Source organism: Dyella sp. M7H15-1, from assembly GCF_004114615.1.
Classification (GTDB): domain Bacteria; phylum Pseudomonadota; class Gammaproteobacteria; order Xanthomonadales; family Rhodanobacteraceae; genus Dyella_B.
On sequence record NZ_CP035300.1, the window covers coordinates 2,243,238 to 2,259,341 of the forward strand.

16 protein-coding genes and 1 other RNA gene are annotated in these 16,104 nt (G+C 59.8%); 12 read left to right on the top strand and 5 right to left on the bottom strand.

The features are described 5' to 3' along the window. The first annotated feature begins 6 nt into the window (after positions 1-6). From rdgB to pepQ, 5 genes are all read left to right on the top strand, one after another. Complete coding sequence (rdgB, locus tag EO087_RS10440; protein ID WP_128898814.1) at positions 7-618, top strand: RdgB/HAM1 family non-canonical purine NTP pyrophosphatase; 612 nt, start codon at positions 7-9, stop codon at positions 616-618. After that, a complete protein-coding gene (gene hemW, locus EO087_RS10445; protein ID WP_128898815.1) occupies positions 609-1,772 on the top strand; it encodes a radical SAM family heme chaperone HemW in 1,164 nt (387 codons plus the stop codon). The genes rdgB and hemW overlap by 10 nt, the downstream gene beginning before the upstream one ends. 79 nt (positions 1,773-1,851) lie before the next feature. Further along, on the top strand, positions 1,852-4,224 hold the full coding sequence (locus EO087_RS10450; RefSeq protein WP_128898816.1) for a DUF1631 family protein: 2,373 nt from the start codon (positions 1,852-1,854) through the stop codon (positions 4,222-4,224). Continuing rightward, positions 4,221-4,559, top strand: coding sequence for a PilZ domain-containing protein (locus EO087_RS10455; RefSeq protein ID WP_128898817.1), 339 nt, complete (start codon positions 4,221-4,223; stop codon positions 4,557-4,559). The genes EO087_RS10450 and EO087_RS10455 overlap by 4 nt, the downstream gene beginning before the upstream one ends. Positions 4,560-4,639: 80 nt before the next feature. Next, positions 4,640-5,959: a Xaa-Pro dipeptidase gene (gene pepQ, locus EO087_RS10460; RefSeq protein WP_128898818.1), complete on the top strand. Its 1,320-nt coding sequence runs from the start codon at positions 4,640-4,642 to the stop codon at positions 5,957-5,959. Positions 5,960-5,974: 15 nt separating this feature from the next. Here pepQ and EO087_RS10465 read toward each other — a convergent pair whose 3' ends face one another. The 3 genes from EO087_RS10465 to EO087_RS10475 form a co-directional block, all read right to left on the bottom strand. Beyond that, the gene (locus tag EO087_RS10465; protein WP_128898819.1) at positions 5,975-8,068 is read right to left on the bottom strand and encodes a phospholipase C, phosphocholine-specific; all 2,094 of its coding nucleotides are present in this window, start codon (positions 8,066-8,068) and stop codon (positions 5,975-5,977) included. Between the two features lie 257 nt (positions 8,069-8,325). Further along, complete coding sequence (locus EO087_RS10470; protein ID WP_240669020.1) at positions 8,326-9,633, bottom strand: aminopeptidase P N-terminal domain-containing protein; 1,308 nt, start codon at positions 9,631-9,633, stop codon at positions 8,326-8,328. 17 nt (positions 9,634-9,650) lie between these two features. After that, complete coding sequence (locus EO087_RS10475; RefSeq protein ID WP_128898821.1) at positions 9,651-10,214, bottom strand: UPF0149 family protein; 564 nt, start codon at positions 10,212-10,214, stop codon at positions 9,651-9,653. Positions 10,215-10,316: 102 nt separating this feature from the next. On the opposite strand from EO087_RS10475, the gene EO087_RS10480 reads away from it, so the two are divergent. The 7 genes from EO087_RS10480 to rpiA all read left to right on the top strand — a co-directional run bounded on the left by EO087_RS10480 (position 10,317) and on the right by rpiA (position 14,204). Then, complete coding sequence (locus tag EO087_RS10480) at positions 10,317-10,541, top strand: TIGR02449 family protein (RefSeq protein WP_128899899.1); 225 nt, start codon at positions 10,317-10,319, stop codon at positions 10,539-10,541. Further along, complete coding sequence (locus EO087_RS10485; protein ID WP_128898822.1) at positions 10,534-10,872, top strand: cell division protein ZapA; 339 nt, start codon at positions 10,534-10,536, stop codon at positions 10,870-10,872. The genes EO087_RS10480 and EO087_RS10485 overlap by 8 nt, the downstream gene beginning before the upstream one ends. 7 nt (positions 10,873-10,879) lie before the next feature. Next, a non-coding RNA gene (gene ssrS / locus EO087_RS10490) (6S RNA) lies at positions 10,880-11,065 on the top strand. Positions 11,066-11,151: 86 nt separating this feature from the next. Further along, positions 11,152-11,769: a 5-formyltetrahydrofolate cyclo-ligase gene (locus tag EO087_RS10495; protein ID WP_128898823.1), complete on the top strand. Its 618-nt coding sequence runs from the start codon at positions 11,152-11,154 to the stop codon at positions 11,767-11,769. Further along, positions 11,766-12,218 carry an EVE domain-containing protein gene (locus tag EO087_RS10500; protein WP_128898824.1) on the top strand — a complete coding sequence of 151 codons (453 nt, stop codon included), beginning with the start codon at positions 11,766-11,768 and terminating at the stop codon, positions 12,216-12,218. The genes EO087_RS10495 and EO087_RS10500 overlap by 4 nt, the downstream gene beginning before the upstream one ends. A 690-nt stretch (positions 12,219-12,908) precedes the next feature. Beyond that, on the top strand, positions 12,909-13,307 hold the full coding sequence (locus EO087_RS10505) for a hypothetical protein (RefSeq protein ID WP_128898825.1): 399 nt from the start codon (positions 12,909-12,911) through the stop codon (positions 13,305-13,307). Between the two features lie 258 nt (positions 13,308-13,565). Beyond that, positions 13,566-14,204 carry a ribose-5-phosphate isomerase RpiA gene (gene rpiA, locus EO087_RS10510; protein ID WP_128898826.1) on the top strand — a complete coding sequence of 213 codons (639 nt, stop codon included), beginning with the start codon at positions 13,566-13,568 and terminating at the stop codon, positions 14,202-14,204. Between the two features lie 86 nt (positions 14,205-14,290). Here the strand turns inward: rpiA and EO087_RS10515 are convergent, their stop codons facing one another. Then, positions 14,291-15,586 carry a citrate synthase gene (locus EO087_RS10515; RefSeq protein ID WP_128898827.1) on the bottom strand — a complete coding sequence of 432 codons (1,296 nt, stop codon included), beginning with the start codon at positions 15,584-15,586 and terminating at the stop codon, positions 14,291-14,293. Between the two features lie 238 nt (positions 15,587-15,824). Next, positions 15,825-16,070 carry a type B 50S ribosomal protein L31 gene (locus EO087_RS10520; protein ID WP_128898828.1) on the bottom strand — a complete coding sequence of 82 codons (246 nt, stop codon included), beginning with the start codon at positions 16,068-16,070 and terminating at the stop codon, positions 15,825-15,827. Positions 16,071-16,104: the final 34 nt, after the last annotated feature.

Consider the following 16,104-nt stretch of genomic DNA (forward strand, 5'->3'; position numbering starts at 1 on the left):
GATCGCATGCAACGCATCGTTCTCGCCAGCAGCAATCGCGGCAAGCTTGCCGAATTCAACGCACTTCTTGCTGGCAGCCATTTCAAGGTGATTCCGCAAGCCGAACTAGGCGTTGAAGACGCCGAGGAAACCGGGCTCAGCTTTGTCGAAAATGCCCTGCTCAAGGCACGCCATGCCGCCCAAATTACCGGCCTGCCCGCGCTGGCCGACGACTCCGGATTGTGCGTAGCGCACCTGCTTGGCGCACCTGGCCTGTACTCCGCTCGCTACCACGGCAGGCATGGCGATAGCGCCGCGAACAATGCGCGCCTGCTAGGAGAACTGGAAGGCGTACCGGCCGAACAGCGCGGTGCGTTCTTCATCAGCGTACTGGCACTGCTGCGGCACGCGAACGACCCCGCCCCCATCCTTGCCGAAGGCCGCTGGCATGGCCGGATTCTGGAAGCGCCACGCGGCACGCATGGTTTTGGTTACGACCCATTATTCCTGCCCCATGAGCAATGGCTCAGCGCTGCCGAACTGGCGCCATCGCTCAAGAATCGCCTGAGCCATCGCGCGCAAGCCATGGCGCAATTGCATGCGCGCATCGCCGAACCGCAGCCTGATCCATGTCCTTGATCGCACCACCGCTGGCCCTGTACGTGCACATGCCGTGGTGCGTGAAGAAGTGTCCTTACTGCGACTTCAATTCGCACGGACTACGCGGCGAGCCTCCCTACGCTGCCTATGTCGATACCTTGCTGGCCGATCTGGACGCCGATCGCATGGATTTCGGCAGTGCACTGGCGAACCGGCCGATCGTCAGCGTGTTTTTCGGCGGCGGCACCCCCAGCCTGTTCGCACCGGACTTGATTGCCCGTTTCCTTGACGGCGCCCGTGCCCGCATCCCCTTTGCCGAACAGTGCGAAGTGACACTGGAGACCAACCCGGGCACCGTCGAGCACGGCCGTTTCGATGGCTATCTCGCCGCGGGGATCAATCGCATCTCCTTCGGTATCCAGAGTTTTGATGACGACAAGCTCAAGCGCCTCGGCCGCATTCATTCGGCCAGTGAAGCGGAAGCGGCAGTGAAGTCGGCACAGGACGCCGGCATCGGCAACATCAATCTCGATCTGATGTATGCCCTGCCCGAACAATCCCTCGACGGCGCCTTGGCCGACGTTACGCGTGCAGTGACTTTGCAACCCACTCACATCTCGCACTACCAGCTCACCCTGGAGCCCAACACGGTTTTCGCCGCACACCCACCCCCGCTGCCGGACGACGACACGGCCTGGGCCATGCAAGAAGCCTGCGAAACGCGACTAAGTGACGCTGGCTACGTGCAATATGAGATCTCCGCCTATGCCCAACCGGGCCGGCGCTGCGAACACAACCTCAATTACTGGCAATTCGGCGATTACCTTGGGATAGGTGCTGGTGCGCACGGCAAGCTCACGGACGCAAGTCGCGGCGACGTATTCCGCCGCTGGAAGACCCGCCACCCGAATGCCTACCTCGAAGCGGCAGGCGGACCGGGCCGGATCGGCGGCCATGCCGCGGTGGCGCACGCTGAGCTTCCCTTCGAATACATGCTCAACGCCTTGCGGCTGATCGGCGGGGTTCCGGCTGACGCCTTCCCCGCGCGCACTGGCCTGCCTTTGCAACACATCAACGACCGCCTAGCGCAAGGCCGCCAACGCGGCTGGCTGGATACAGACCCTCAACGACTGACCACGACCCCGCTAGGGCAACGCTTTCTCAACGACGTGATTGCAAGCTTCCTCGGTTGATCGCTTTGCCACCTCAGGCTCATGACGGCAACCCAGATCCGGCTTACACTTGCCTCGGGGATATTCTGGGATTGGGGTCATGGATGTCGAACCGAAGGTTCATCCGTTTGCCGCCCGCGACCGTCTTCGCCGTGCCAACCACGGCGAGTTGCCCGTACGTGCGCACCGGTTAATCGATGCTGCCTGCACACTTTGCGATCACTGGATCGAACCAACATTGCGCCTGTGCCTGGATCGTTTCGATAAACGCCTTTATAACCAAGCGGAGAAATCGCGCAACCATCTTGAGCAGCAATGTTGCTTCGACAGCCGCAGCCTGACGCAGCAAGGGCGTGACGGATTCATCCAGTCGTTCGGCGCGCGCCTGCGCGACAGCTTCGAACAGATGGGCGACGTCGACGAGGATGAAACGCCGCAACCGCTCAGCCTGCCATCGCTGACCCTGCTCGACCGCACCGAACACGAACTCACCGCCGCGCTCGACAACCTCGCCGCGCGCATCGAAGCCCACAACGGCGTGCTTTTATCCGAGCTATCCTATCGCCTGGCGGTGCTCGTGGGCTCGCCACCGCTGGAAGGGCCGAATCTGCCGCCCGGACCGCAGAACATGGCGCACATCCTGCGTGCAGCCAGCGAGCCACTCAATCTGCCGCTCGAACATCACCTGATGTTGCTACAGGTGTTCGAAAGCACCGTCGGTGCGGCGCTGGTCTCGCTTTACGAAGATCTCAACGCCAAGCTGCTCGCCGACGGCATCCTGCCGCAGCTCCGTGCCTTCGCCGCAGCCCGCCCCACGCACGGTCCAGCGCAAGCTGCGTCACCCGGTGTCGCACCCGCAGCGCCGACGACAGACACAGCGGAACGCAGCGAACCCATCGTCGTACTGGAAACCCTGCGCGACCTGCTGGCGCGACAGCGTATGGGCACCGCCGTCCCGGCACCCAGCGACAACGGACGAACCGCCACGCATGATGAATTGCAACTTGCGCTGACGACCCTGCAGCAGTGCATGATCCAGGTCACCGACCAGACCAGCCGCGAACTATGCAGCGCCCAACGCCTGCATGAAGAATTGTTGCTGCAACTCAATGTCGGCCTGCTACCAGGCGCCACGCGCATGCAGCTCAGTGCCGAACAAGGCGACACGGTGGAGCTGGTGGCCATGTTGTTCGAGCAGCTCGCCAACCAGTTGCATCACGGCCCCGGTGCACGCCTGCTGCTGAACAATCTGCAATGGCCCCTGCTGCGTCTGGCTATGACGGATCGTGATTTCTTCAACCAGCGCGAACATCCTGCGCGCCAGTTGCTGGGCAAGCTGGCCGAAGCCGTCAACAACTGGCTCGACGGCCCGGATAGCGAAATCGACCATCCATTGCTGACCAAGCTGGGGCAATGGGTGGCACGCGCACAACAGGGGCCGCCCACGGCCGGGCTCTATACGAGCCTGTTGGCCGACATCGAGCATCACCTTGCGCAACTGGCCCGCAAAGCCCAAGCCGCTGAGCGCCGCCACGTCGAAGCCATGCAAGGCCACGAACGCCTGGAACAAGCACGTCATCGCGCCGATGAATTGATCGCCGAACGTTTTGCCATCGCCTCGCCACGCGGGCTGCTGCGCACACTCCTGGAGCGTGCGTGGACCGATGTACTCGCGCTCAACCTGCTGCGTTACGGTGAACACAGCGATGCTTTTCGGCAACAGTTGCGCGTCACCGATCAATTGCTTGGTCAGTTCCCAGTCAACGATCCGGTACTGCTGCGGCACGAAGTGGAAACCAGCTTGCAGCAGATCGGCATGAACGCCGAAGAGGCCGAGCAAGTCGCACAACGACTGATTGGCGTCGAAACAACGATCACCATCGAACCGGAAGCAGCCGCAACGGAAACTGCTTCTTCCGATATCACTCATCTCGAACCTATCGTTGAAGTACAAACAACACCGATACAATCACCACCGCAACCTGAACCAAGCGCGCCTCCGACAAAGCCCAGGACAGCCGTTACAGCACGCGCCGCTGACGCCCCAAGCGCCACCGATCTGGCCATTCGCCTCAAGCAGCATCAGCGCCTGGGCGAGCAGCGCGTGCACGAAACAGCACTGGCCAAGGATGCCTCCGCGGCGCCACCGCTGGGACTGCGCGAGGCACGCATCTACAACCGCTTACGCCAAATGCCTTTCGGTAACTGGTTCGAATTCATCGATCCTGCGACCGGTGAGGTCACCCAACGCAAGCTCGCCTGGTTCTCGCCACTTTCCGGCAACAGCCTGTTCGTCAATCGCCGCGGCCAGCGCAGCGATGTCATGAACTTGCAGGAACTGGCCCGTGCCATCGCCAACGGCAAGGTGCGCGAACTGCCGCCACGGGAAGAAAACCTGCTCGACCGTGCCTGGCATGCACTCACCACCCGCCTGCTGCACCCTGCATCGCCTTTGCCGAAAGTCCACTCATGAATACTCCTGAACAGCGCCGCGCGCCGCGCAAGCGTCCGGATGCCCGCATCACCGTCACCGATGCCATCACCGGCCAACTGCTCGGACATCTGGGCAACCTATCCAGCAACGGCATGCTGCTGATTGGTCAGCGCGTACCACGCAACGATGCGATATACCAGGTGAACCTGCCGTTGCACCGGCACGACGGCAGCGTATCGACGATCGAGATCGGCATCCAGGAACAATGGCACGAATCAGCCGCCACGCCAGGGCAGACCTGGGCGGGGTATCGGATCATTGCGATCAGCAATGCGGAGGCCATGCAATTGGATCATTGGCTGCAGCAGGCGTGATGGCACTGCTTCAGGCACGTGCGAGGGGAACGGAAAAGCCGCGCTACACTGAAGGACTCCCATCCCCACCGGAATACCGCATGAGCCACGATCTCACCTCGCTGTATGCTCAGCACATCGCCACGTTGCGCGCACGCGCAGACAAAGCTCTGTCCCTGGGTGGCTTCGACCATCTGCTCGTGGCTGCAAGCACGCCTTTGCGCAAGTTCCTCGATGATCAGGATTACCCCTTCGTCGCCAATCCGCATTTTCGCCATTGGCTGCCGCTCACCGATACGCCGGGTAGCTGGGTGATCTACACACCCGGCCACAAGCCCAAGCTCATCTTCGTGCAGCCACGCGATTACTGGCACGTGGTGCCGGCTGCACCGAATGGTTACTGGGTCGATGCATTCGACATCCGCATCGTGCGCACGGCTGCCGAAGCCGTGGCCGCCCTGCCGAAAGGTAAGCGGGCAGTCATCGCACCCCATTGCCCGGAAATCGAAGGCATGGAGGTCAACCATCCGCAAGCGGTAACGGATTACCTGCACTGGCATCGCAGCTACAAAACGCCTTACGAACTGGCGCTGATGCGCGAAGCCAACCACGTTGGCGCACGCGCCCATCGCGCCGCTGAAAAAGCCTTCCGTGCTGGCGAGAGCGAACTTGGTATTCACCTGGCCTACCTCGCGGCAGCGCGCCAGACCGATGCAGAGCTGCCCTATTCCAGCATCGTGGGCCTCAACGAGCACAGCGCGGTGCTGCACTACACGAACTTCGACCGCACGCCGCCCAAGCAGCAGCACTCCTTCCTGATCGATGCCGGCGGCAGCGCGGCGGGTTACGCCAGCGACATCACGCGTACCTATGCCGCGGCCGGTCATTCCGACTTTCAGGCGCTGATCGACAGCGTGGAAAAAGCGCAACTCGGTTTCGTCGCGAAGGTGAAAGCAGGCCAAAGCTATCCTGACCTGCATATCCATGCCCATCATGTATTGGCTGATGTACTGCGCGAACACGGCGTCATCGACATGAGCGCCGAAAGCGCCGTGCAATCCGGTGTCACCGCCACTTTCTTCCCGCATGGCCTGGGGCATCCGATTGGTTTGCAGGTGCACGATGTCGCCGGCTTCCAGGCCAGCGAAAGCGGCGGCTATATTCCACGCCCCGAAGGGCACCCCTATCTACGCATGACACGCGCACTGGAACCCGGCATGGTGGTGACCATCGAACCGGGTCTGTACTTCATCGACATGCTGCTGGAAGAACTGCGCAACACACCGGCCGCCAAGGATATCGACTGGGCCAAAGTCGATGCATTCCGACCGTACGGCGGCATCCGCATCGAAGACGATGTGGTGTGCACCCATGATGAGCCGGAAAATCTTACGCGCGATGCTTTTGCCATGCTGAACTGATCACCGGACAATACGTCAAACGTTTTTCAGATTCCGCCAGCGCGGCTGGGCGATAGCCGGATCGGTCATGCCCGGTTCGCCCGTTTCCACATGTCCGGCAAAACGTTGCACACATCCATTTTCCACATCCGCGCGCACGATCAGGTCGTACCAGCCGTAGCTCTCACCCAGATACCAGGTTTTTCGCTGACGCTCCCCAGGCTGAAGCACATAAGCCACGGATTCGCCGTTGTACAGATTTTCGACAGACACGTTACAGAAATCGTGCCCGTCATTGGCGAGTTCCAGCATGATGCTTCCTTCACCGATGTCGTAGCGAACGATAGCGAGCAAGGCGGTCTTCGGAGACGAACGATCGCCCTTGAAATGCCGCATGAAACCGTTTGGGCCATAGACGCTGTAGTCGTAGGCAGCTTGTGCCGGCAATGTCGCGAACAGCGACTTGCCAGACTCCACCGTGTAGTACCACGGCCCATTCGATCCATGGGCCGCACGCACCTGGAAACACGCCCCCACCTTGCCCGTGTTCTCAAGCATGATGCCGAACGCGCCCTGCGGTTGGGAACGCGCCGTGGCATGCAGTTCGTACGGCAACGCGCGTGCCAGCTTCATGCCCGGCTCCTGATCCGGCAGGCTCTGGTCCGCCGGCACCGTCGGCACATAATCGGGATAGCGTTGATCATTAGGCGGCTGATAGTCACTGGTACTGGGCAGCGAAAGCTGGCTGCCATCCGGCTTGGAGAAATCGAAAGCGGAGGTGAGATCGCCAGCAACCGTCCGGCGCCATGCGGTGATATTGGATTCCCGCAGGTCCGGATACTGCCGTTCGAAACGACGCTCGATAAAGCGGATGAGCGAGGTGTGATCAAACACTTCCGAACACACCCAGCCACCTTTGCTCCATGGCGACACCACGATCATCGGCACGCGCGGGCCCATGCCGTAGGGGCCGCTGCCGTCACTACTGCTGCCTGGGAAGATTTCGTTGGCAATCGAGACGGTCGATTCACCCTGTGTATGCGATGGCGGCACGCAAGGCGGCACCATGTGATCGAAGAAACCATCGTTTTCATCGAAGATAATGAACAGGGCCATCTTGCTGAATACGTCGGGATTACTGGTGAGTGCATCCAGCACCTGCGACACGTACCAAGCGCCGTAATTGGCAGGCCAGTTGGGATGCTCCGTGTAGGCTTCCGGCGCAGCGATCCAGGAAACCTTGGGCAAGGTGTTGCCTATCACATCGGCACGCAGGATGTCGAACAGCGTGCCGCTTTGCGAAATGTCGGTGCCGGTGCGCGCACCTTGGTACAAGGGGCTGCCTGGCGATGCATTGCGGTACTGGTTGAAGTACAGCAATGCGTTGTCGCCGTAGTTGCCCATGTACGCATCGTTGGTCCAGCCCCAATGGCCATCGGCATTCAGGCCGGTGCCGATGTCCTGGTAGACCTTCCACGAAATACCCGCCTTCTCGAGCACTTCCGGGTACGTGGACCAGTCATAGCCGGCTTCGGCATTGTCGATCACCGGGCCACCACCGGCACCGTCGTTACCGACCCAGCCTGTCCACATGTAGTAGCGGTTAGGATCGGTCGGCCCCATTACCGAGCAGTGATAGGCGTCGCAGATGGTGAAGGCATCGGCGAGCGCGTAGTGGAACGGGATATCGTCGCGCGTGAGATACGCCATGGTCGTCGTGCCCTTGCTAGGCACCCATTGGTCATACTGCCCCTGATTCCATGCCGCGTGCGTGCTGGTCCAGTCATGCGCAAGGTCTTCCAGGAACTGCAGACCCAGATCCGGCGCCGTGGGACGGAACGGCAGCACGTAGTCCGAGCCATTCGGCTGATACCACACGGAATTTCCGGTAGTCAGGTTCACGGGGCGTGGATCGCCAAATCCGCGCACACCCTTCAGCGAGCCGAAGTAATGGTCGAAGGAGCGGTTCTCCTGCATCAGGATGACGATGTGCTCGATATCCTCGATCGAACCCGTGCGGCGATTAGCGGAAATTTCCAGGGCTCGTGCAATGCTGGCAGGAAGTGCCGAAGCAAGTGCTGTGCTTCCGAGTAACTGCAAAAACCTGCGGCGATTCATCGACATCGTCATGGTGCTCTCTTCCTAGCTGCGTAGATGCGCTGCGCAATGTTCCTTCGCTAACGTTTCAATCGTACGACATCATGGCGAATACTTTGAGCCTGGTCATATTCGCGCGCTTCATGCATCGATGATGCATTCGCCATCACTGTGATGTTGTGGCGCATGTGCGTGGAAACATGGCTGTATAGACAACTGTATCGATCGTTGACGTTACATGCACGAATAGGGGATGCCTACATCTCAACAGGCGCGTAGTGCGAGCAGACCTAATACCGTTGCACCCGCAAAGCCTCCAGTGCTTCCGGGGCCTTGGGCACACCCGCTGTCAGTACCTCATGCCCATCACGCATTACCGCTACGTCGTCCTCAATGCGGATACCCATGCCACGCCAGGCCTCCGGCACTGACATATCATCCGGCGCGATGTAGATACCCGGCTCCACCGTAAGCACCATGCCGGGCTCCAGCACACGAGGTTCACCATCGATCCGGTAATCGCCCACGTCGTGCACATCCAGGCCAAGCCAATGGCTGGTTTTGGCGGGATAGAAGCGCTTGTAAGTACCCTGCGCCACGGCCTCGGCAGGATCCCCCTTGAGCAAGCCCAGCGCGCATAACCCTTCGGTAATCACATGCAGGGCGACATCATGCGCGGCGCTGTAGGAGCGCCCCGGCTGCACTTCATCGATAGCCGCTTGTTGGGCGGTAAGCACCACCTCGTACAACGCGCGCTGTTCGCGGCTGAAGCGTCCGTTGATGGGAAAAGTACGGCTGATATCGGACGCATAGCATTCCAGCTCGGCACCGGCATCGATCAATAGTAGATCACCGTTTTTCAGCAATGCCCGATTGGCCACGTAATGCATGGTGCAAGCATTGACTCCGCCAGCGACGATCGGTGGAAATGCCGCCACTGCGCCACGGCTATGCATCACGCGCAACAGTTCGGCTTCCACTTCGTATTCATGGCACCCTGCGCGCGCGAGGGACATGGCCGCCAGATGCGCCTCGGCCGCGATGTCGGCGGAGGCACGCATCCATTTCAGTTCGGCACGCGACTTGTACAAGCGCAGATCGTGCAGCAAATGACCTAACGCGACAAACTCCTTAGGCACCACGCCACCGCCACGCAACTGGCGCAGGCGACGCATCCAGCCCAGCAATTGTGCGTCGAATTGCGGTTCGCGACCGAAATGACAATAAACGCGCCCTCTGCCCTCGATCATGCCAGGCAGAATGTCGTCGATGTCATCGATGGGAAAAGCATCATCCATGCCGTAACCGGCCACGGCGCGTTCCGTGCCGATGGACTCCCCGTGCCAGCGCTCGTGCTCCGGATCGCGCTCTCGGCAGAACAACACGACCTCGCCATGCTGGCGGCCGGGCAGCAGGGCCAGCACTGCATCGGGCTCGGGAAAGGCGCTCAGATAATGGAAATCCGAATCCTGACGGTAAGGCCAGGCTGCGTCGGCGTTGCGCATGCGTTCGGGTGCGGTGGCAATCAGCACCACGGCATCTTCCCCCGCCATTTTCATGAGCTGGCGGCGCCGGCGCGCAAATTCTTCAGGGGCCATGATCGGATCAGGATGTTTCAATGCAAGGTGTCGCTGGAAGACTGGTTGGGAATGTGGCATTCGGTAAACAGCAACATGGCGCCCATGCGCACGAACTCGTGCACTTCGATCAGGGCGTCCTCGTCTTCATCTTCATTGCCGAAATCCAGCGAAGCAGATGCGATCGACCCTAGGTCGCGCAGAATTTCCTTGCTCTCATCCGACACGTTGGCCAACGCGTCCGGACCGCCAAGGCCGAAACCGCCAAGGAATCCGCGACACCAATCGACCAGGGCGTCCGCGCGCTCGTGCAAGGGGCGATCATCAGCCGGCAGCAGCGGTTCAAAACCCAGTTCGGGATCGGCCAGTTCGACTTCGCTTTGGCGAACCAGTTGATCCAGAACAGCCTGATCAACCGGAGGAACCGTCACACCGCCGCCATCCAGGTGCAGCACTTCCAGCAAGGGTCGCCGGCCCAGCCGGCCGTTCCCGGTGAGGAACCCGCACAGGGAGCCATGCAACTCGCTAGGGCTGACGGCGAGGCGCAAGTGCGCGATGACATCGTCCAGTTCGTCGTGACCGATCAGTTCGGGGGCGGTCATCGTGGTGCTCCTAAAGCTGCCAAAGCATCAAGTTTAATGCACAGCCACACCCTGACGGTCTGGTCCGCGGATTTCTATCGGCGTCCTGATATAGTTCAGGCCATGAAAACACCCGATTCTGCCCAGTACGAGCTTGCCGCCCTAAGCCAGCAGCTTGATCGGTTGCTTGAGCACGTACATCGGTTAAGCGAAGAGAATCGCAGCCTGCGCCACAGCCAAGAACAATTGGCAAGCGAACGCGCAGGCCTGCTGTCACGCAACGAACAGGCGCGCAGCCGCGTTGAGGCCATGATCCAACGACTCAAGGCGCTCGAGAACAATGGCTGACATCATCAGCACACCCGCCAACGAGCCGATTGCACTGCGGCTGATGGATCGCGAATTCCTGATCGCGTGTCCGCCGGAAGAGCGCGAAGGCCTGTTGGAGGCAGCGAGCTTTCTTGATCGCAAGATGCGAGAACTGCGTGCGCATGCAAAGACCCCGGGCTTTGATCGCCTGGCTGTGCTTGCCGCTATCAGCATCACGCATGAATACTTGCAATTGCAGAAGCGTGCTCACGCCCATGCAGACAACAACCTATCTGAACCTGGCATCGCCGAGGGGCTAGCCATTTTGCGTCGCAAGCTTGAAGCCGCACTGGGCACGCAACTAAAATAGTCAACGGCGTTTTCTGCGGTGTGCGCCAGCACACTCTTACATATTGCCTTGTTCCTATTTACGACCCGGGTCGGTTACTTAAGGCTGTTGTGCAAGTCCGCCGCGAGCGGAAAGCCTGAAGGCCTTGATCTCCCTCCCACCTGATCCCATTGGATCAAGGTCGTTTGGTGGGTAGCGGCATCGCGGTTGACGCCACCTTATTCCCAGCCTGGAAGCCGTCCCAGACGGCTTCCAGGAGCGGATCGCCAGTGTTGGTCGCCCCCTCAGGAGACGCGCGACGTGAATACCGCCGCACGACGCCATGAATTGCGCCAGCGCCTGGCTGAACGCCGCCGTGCGCTTTCCCCGCCCGAACGTATGACTGCCGCCCAGGGGCTGCGGCGCAGCCTCGAACACTTACCTGAATATCATACGGACCACCGCGTGGCCGGCTACTGGGCCTGCGACGGCGAGCTGCCCCTAAACCTGGTGATTCCTCCCCTGGCCACCCGTGGTCAACAGTTCCTGCTACCGCTGATCAGCCAGGACGACCTACTACGCTTCGCCCCCTGGGCATCCGGTGACGCGGTCCAGCCCAACCGTTTCGGTATTCCTGAACCGGTGACGCCACGTGAATGGTTCGCCCCGTTCCAGCTCGACCTGGTATTGGTGCCCCTGCTTGGCTTCGACCGCCGTGGCAACCGGATCGGCTACGGCGGCGGCTACTACGACCGTAGCTTCTCCTTCCTGAAGGATCAGCTCCGCCCCACCGAACCCCTGCTGGTGGGGATTGCTTACGATTTCCAGGAACTCTCGGAGATCGCCCCGGAAAGCTGGGATGTAACGCTGGATTTCATCGCTACCAACCGTGAGCTGATCGATTGCCGCGCCGACGCTACTGGAGATACCAGCGCATGAGTTACTGGTTGATGAAATCCGAACCGGATGCGTTTTCCATCGACGACCTCAAGCGCAAGAAGCGTGAAGCCTGGGATGGCGTGCGCAATTATCAGGCCCGCAACTTCATGCGCGATGGCATGCGCGTAGGCGATGGCGTGTTTTTCTATCACTCCCGTTGCGCCGAGCCGGGAATTGTCGGGGTCGCCGAAGTAGCGAGCGACGCCTATCCCGATCCCAGCCAGTTCGACCCCAAGAGCAAGTACTTCGATCCCGGCAGCTCGCGCGACAACCCGCGCTGGATGCTGGTGGACGTGAAGTTTGTGAAGAAGCTCGAGCGCACCATCACGCTGGATGAGCTGAAGAATCATCCAAAGTTGGAAGGGATGATCCTGCTGCGCAAAGGCAATCGACTGTCGGTGATGCCAGTGGATGCGGCGGAGTGGAAATATATCCTTGGGCTTGAGTGAGCCCAACATTCTGCATGGTCGACATTGACTAGCTGAGCCCCTCTCCCGCCGGGGGTTGGGGTGAGGGTGCGACCATCGCGCGAAAAGACTTGTAAGAGAGCTGAATCGCTCGCTTCGCCCGGACCCTCAGGCCTGCCGGCACCCTCTCCCGAAGGGAGAGGGACACCCATCAGATGTTTCGGATGGGTGTCATCGGATGCCTGTGGAAGAGGGGCAAACTCAGATATTTACCTGATAGTGAAATGTCATTAATCCATGCAAAGTAGTGACGGCAAAAACGCACACGTCTTCACTAGCGAACAGTACATGCCCAGCCGATACCTATCACAGCTGTCCCAGATCCATGGGTCGCTTGCTCAATATGGATCAACCGCAGTCATGCCACACATAAGTCAGATATTTATTGATGCCGGATCAGTAAAAAATGGCATCTCCCGTGCCGCCCGCATGCGGAGGGACAATCCTTCAAGCATGTTGCACCCACCCCAGGCATCCGTGAACTAACAGCAGAATAAAAACGTGACAGTCATAGCTTCCCTCAACTTTTCTCCGCAGATCTATTCAGTAACTTCGGGAGAACACGCGGTACCCGAGGAGACGATACAGGGCCACGATCATAAAACCGTCGCGGGACCAACCACGATCACAGCACTCAACCATGCAACCATATCGGCCGAGCAGGGCTCAACGGTGAACGCCTTCGATAAGGCCACCGTACATGCGTATCCCGGTGCGACGGTTAACGCGGAAGGCGAGTCCACCGTCACGGTGTATCAAGGGGCACACGTTACTGTAGGTGCACACGCCACTGCGGTGTTGAAAAACGGTGCGCAGCTTGACGCGAAAGAAGGAGCCGTCTTGCACTTGCCCGATAACACCATCGTAGCCGTCACCGGCGATACGCACTTAATGTTCGAGGTAACGGGCATGGCTCAGACGATAACGGTGAATGGCGGCGCGATTCGGATGGCCAACCCAGGCTCTGATACGACGATGATCCGCACCATTAGCCCATCCGATGACACCCATCCGAAACATCTGGTGGGTGAGCCCCTCTCCCTCCGAGAGAGGGTGCCGGCAGGCGGGTGAGGGTCCAGGCGAAGTGAGGGATTCAGTTCTCGCGCAAGTCTTTGTTTTCGCGCGCTGGTCGCACTGATCTTGCCCCTGAATCACGGACACTCGCTTAAGCAACATGTCGTCAGCTCGCCTCACTACGTATTCCGACGAAATCGGCTACCCGGAATGGCGCCACCCTGGCAAGCCGCCAAGGCACTGCCAAATCTTCCAGGGGTGCGGCAGCGTGTCAAATCAAGGATCATTACCCTTTTGCATATTCGGGGTAATGTCATGAGCAGTGAAGAAAAGCGCATCGCGGGCGAAACCGCTATCCCGTATGTGGAAGACGGCGCGATAGTCGGCGTGGGTACCGGTTCGACCGTCGCCTTCTTTATTGATGCACTGGCCGATATCAAGGATCGTATCCAGGGGGTGGTGTCCAGCTCGGAACAGTCGACGGCTCAGTTGAAGAGGCACGGCATCCCCGTGTTCGACCTCAACGCCACTGGCCCGCTCGCGCTTTATGTAGATGGCGCCGATGAATGCGATCCATACAGGCACCTGATCAAGGGCGGCGGCGCTGCGCTTACCCGCGAGAAGATCGTTGCCGAAGCCGCACAAAAGTTCGTCTGCATCATCGACTCCAGTAAGCGCGTCGACCTGCTGGGCAAATTCCCACTGCCGATCGAAGTGATTCCGATGGCGCGCAGCCTGGTCGGCCGCGAGATCGTGAAGCGTGGCGGCAATCCGGTGTGGCGCGACGGCGTGGTCACCGACAACGGCAACTGGATCATCGATGTGCACGGCTGGCGAATTGCCGATCCAGTGGCGCTGGAGAATGATCTGAATCAGATTCCCGGGATCGTTACGGTGGGATTGTTCGCACGGCGCCCGGCAGACGTGGTGCTAATTGGCGACAAGGTAATGTAAACCCTTCCCCTTACCAGGCGAGTTGCGGACTTTCGCCGGTTAGTCATTCCTCTCGCCACCACAGTGAGACAAACAGCGCCGAGCGATCAGCGCTCGTCCTTCGCTACGTAGTCACGCTTGTCGGACCCGACATAAAGCTGACGCGGACGACCAATGCGCGAACCTGGGGTTTCGTGCTGTTCGATCCAATGCGCGATCCAACCGGCGGTACGCGCGATGGCGAACATCACCGTGAACATTTCAGTGGGGATGCCCAGCGCCTTGTAGATGAGGCCCGAATAGAAATCCACGTTCGGGTACAACTTGCGCTCGACAAAGTAGTCGTCCTTCAGCGCGGCTTCTTCCAGCTTCATCGCCACGTCCAACAACGGGTCGTTGACGCCCAGCTCGGCCAGCACTTTGTGGCACATCTCGCGGATGATCTTCGCGCGCGGGTCGAAGTTCTTGTACACGCGGTGGCCGAAGCCCATAAGACGGAAATTGTCGTTCTTGTCTTTGGCGCGCTTGACCGCGGCCTCCACCTTGTCCGGCGCGCCAATCTCTTCGAGCATCTTCAGCACGGCTTCATTGGCGCCGCCATGAGCAGGTCCCCACAGCGCAGTGATGCCTGCGGCAATCGACGCATACGGATTGGCACCGGTGGAACCAACCAGGCGCACGGTCGACGTGGAAGCATTCTGCTCGTGATCGGCGTGCAGAATAAACAGCAGATCCAGCGCCTTTGCTGCCACCGGGCTCATCTGCAGCGGCTCGCTCGGTACTTCGAACATCATGTGCAGGAAGCGGTCGACGTATTCGAGGTTGTTGCGCGGATAACGGAACGGCCAGCCGATCGAATAGCGGTAGCACGCCGCAGCGATGGTCGGCATCTTGGCGATCAGACGGATCGCCGCCAACTTGCGGTCGGCGGCGTCATCGACATCCAGATCGTCGTGATAGAACGCCGACAACGAAGCCACCGAAGCGGCCAGCATGGCCATCGGGTGCGCGTCGTGGTGAAAGCCCTCGAAAAAGCGCTTGTGCGACTCGTGCATCATCGTATGATGCGTGATCTCGTTTTCGAAGCCTTCGAACTGACTCTTGTTCGGCAACTCGCCATTCAACAGCAGATAGGCCACTTCGAGGAAGCTGGACTTCTCAGCTAACTGCTCGATGGGATAACCGCGATACATCAGCACACCCTGGTCACCGTCGATGTAGGTGATGGCACTCTTGGTGCTCGCGGTGCTGCCGTAGCCAGGGTCGTAGGTGAAGTGCCCGGTGTCCTTGTAGAGCGGGGCAATGTCGATGCAGACGGGGCCCATCGTACCAGTCATCAACGGGAGTTCGCTGCTGCGGCCGTTGAACTCATCTACCAGCTTGACGGACTTGGAATCGGACACGGAAACCTCCTGCACATGGGTCGCCACCGTGGCAACCGCATAACGGCAACCAACCAGCGAAGGAAAGGTGCATCGCGATGGGGAATCGGCGATGCACCTTATTTATTATCGCACATCGGCCTATGACAATCTGACCGCACATGGTCCCATTGACATGCGCAAAAAAACACAGGGCAGGCGCAAAGCCTGCCCTGTGTCGTATCAACAACCTGCTGATGACAGCAGGTATGCAGAACGATTACTTCTGCGCGTAGCGACGACGGAACTTGTCCACGCGGCCGCCGGCATCGATCGTCTTCTGCTTGCCGGTATAGAAAGGGTGCGAATGGCTGGAAATATCCACCTTGATCAGCGGGTACTCGTTGCCGTCTTCCCACTTGATGGTTTCCTTGGTCGCAATCGTCGAACGCGTTAGGAACGCGAAGTCAGACGAGAGGTCCTGAAACACCACCTGGCGGTAATTCGGATGGATATCGGGTTTCATGACAGGCTCAAAGCGGTGGGTGAAAAGAACGGCA

What these genes read in the sequence shown, in the direction of transcription:
- EO087_RS10450 (WP_128898816.1), top strand. Translation starts at nt 1,852, where the DNA reads ATGGATGTCGAACCGAAGGTTCATCCGTTTGCCGCCCGCGACCGTCTT.
- hemW (WP_128898815.1), top strand. Translation starts at nt 609, where the DNA reads ATGTCCTTGATCGCACCACCGCTGGCCCTGTACGTGCACATGCCGTGG.
- pepQ (WP_128898818.1), top strand. Translation starts at nt 4,640, where the DNA reads ATGAGCCACGATCTCACCTCGCTGTATGCTCAGCACATCGCCACGTTG.
- rpiA (WP_128898826.1), top strand. Translation starts at nt 13,566, where the DNA reads ATGAGCAGTGAAGAAAAGCGCATCGCGGGCGAAACCGCTATCCCGTAT.
- rdgB (WP_128898814.1), top strand. Translation starts at nt 7, where the DNA reads ATGCAACGCATCGTTCTCGCCAGCAGCAATCGCGGCAAGCTTGCCGAA.
- EO087_RS10480 (WP_128899899.1), top strand. Translation starts at nt 10,317, where the DNA reads ATGAAAACACCCGATTCTGCCCAGTACGAGCTTGCCGCCCTAAGCCAG.
- EO087_RS10475 (WP_128898821.1), bottom strand. Translation starts at nt 10,214, where the DNA reads ATGACCGCCCCCGAACTGATCGGTCACGACGAACTGGACGATGTCATC.
- EO087_RS10520 (WP_128898828.1), bottom strand. Translation starts at nt 16,070, where the DNA reads ATGAAACCCGATATCCATCCGAATTACCGCCAGGTGGTGTTTCAGGAC.
- EO087_RS10455 (WP_128898817.1), top strand. Translation starts at nt 4,221, where the DNA reads ATGAATACTCCTGAACAGCGCCGCGCGCCGCGCAAGCGTCCGGATGCC.
- EO087_RS10500 (WP_128898824.1), top strand. Translation starts at nt 11,766, where the DNA reads ATGAGTTACTGGTTGATGAAATCCGAACCGGATGCGTTTTCCATCGAC.
- EO087_RS10485 (WP_128898822.1), top strand. Translation starts at nt 10,534, where the DNA reads ATGGCTGACATCATCAGCACACCCGCCAACGAGCCGATTGCACTGCGG.
- EO087_RS10470 (WP_240669020.1), bottom strand. Translation starts at nt 9,633, where the DNA reads ATGGCCCCTGAAGAATTTGCGCGCCGGCGCCGCCAGCTCATGAAAATG.
- EO087_RS10465 (WP_128898819.1), bottom strand. Translation starts at nt 8,068, where the DNA reads ATGACGATGTCGATGAATCGCCGCAGGTTTTTGCAGTTACTCGGAAGC.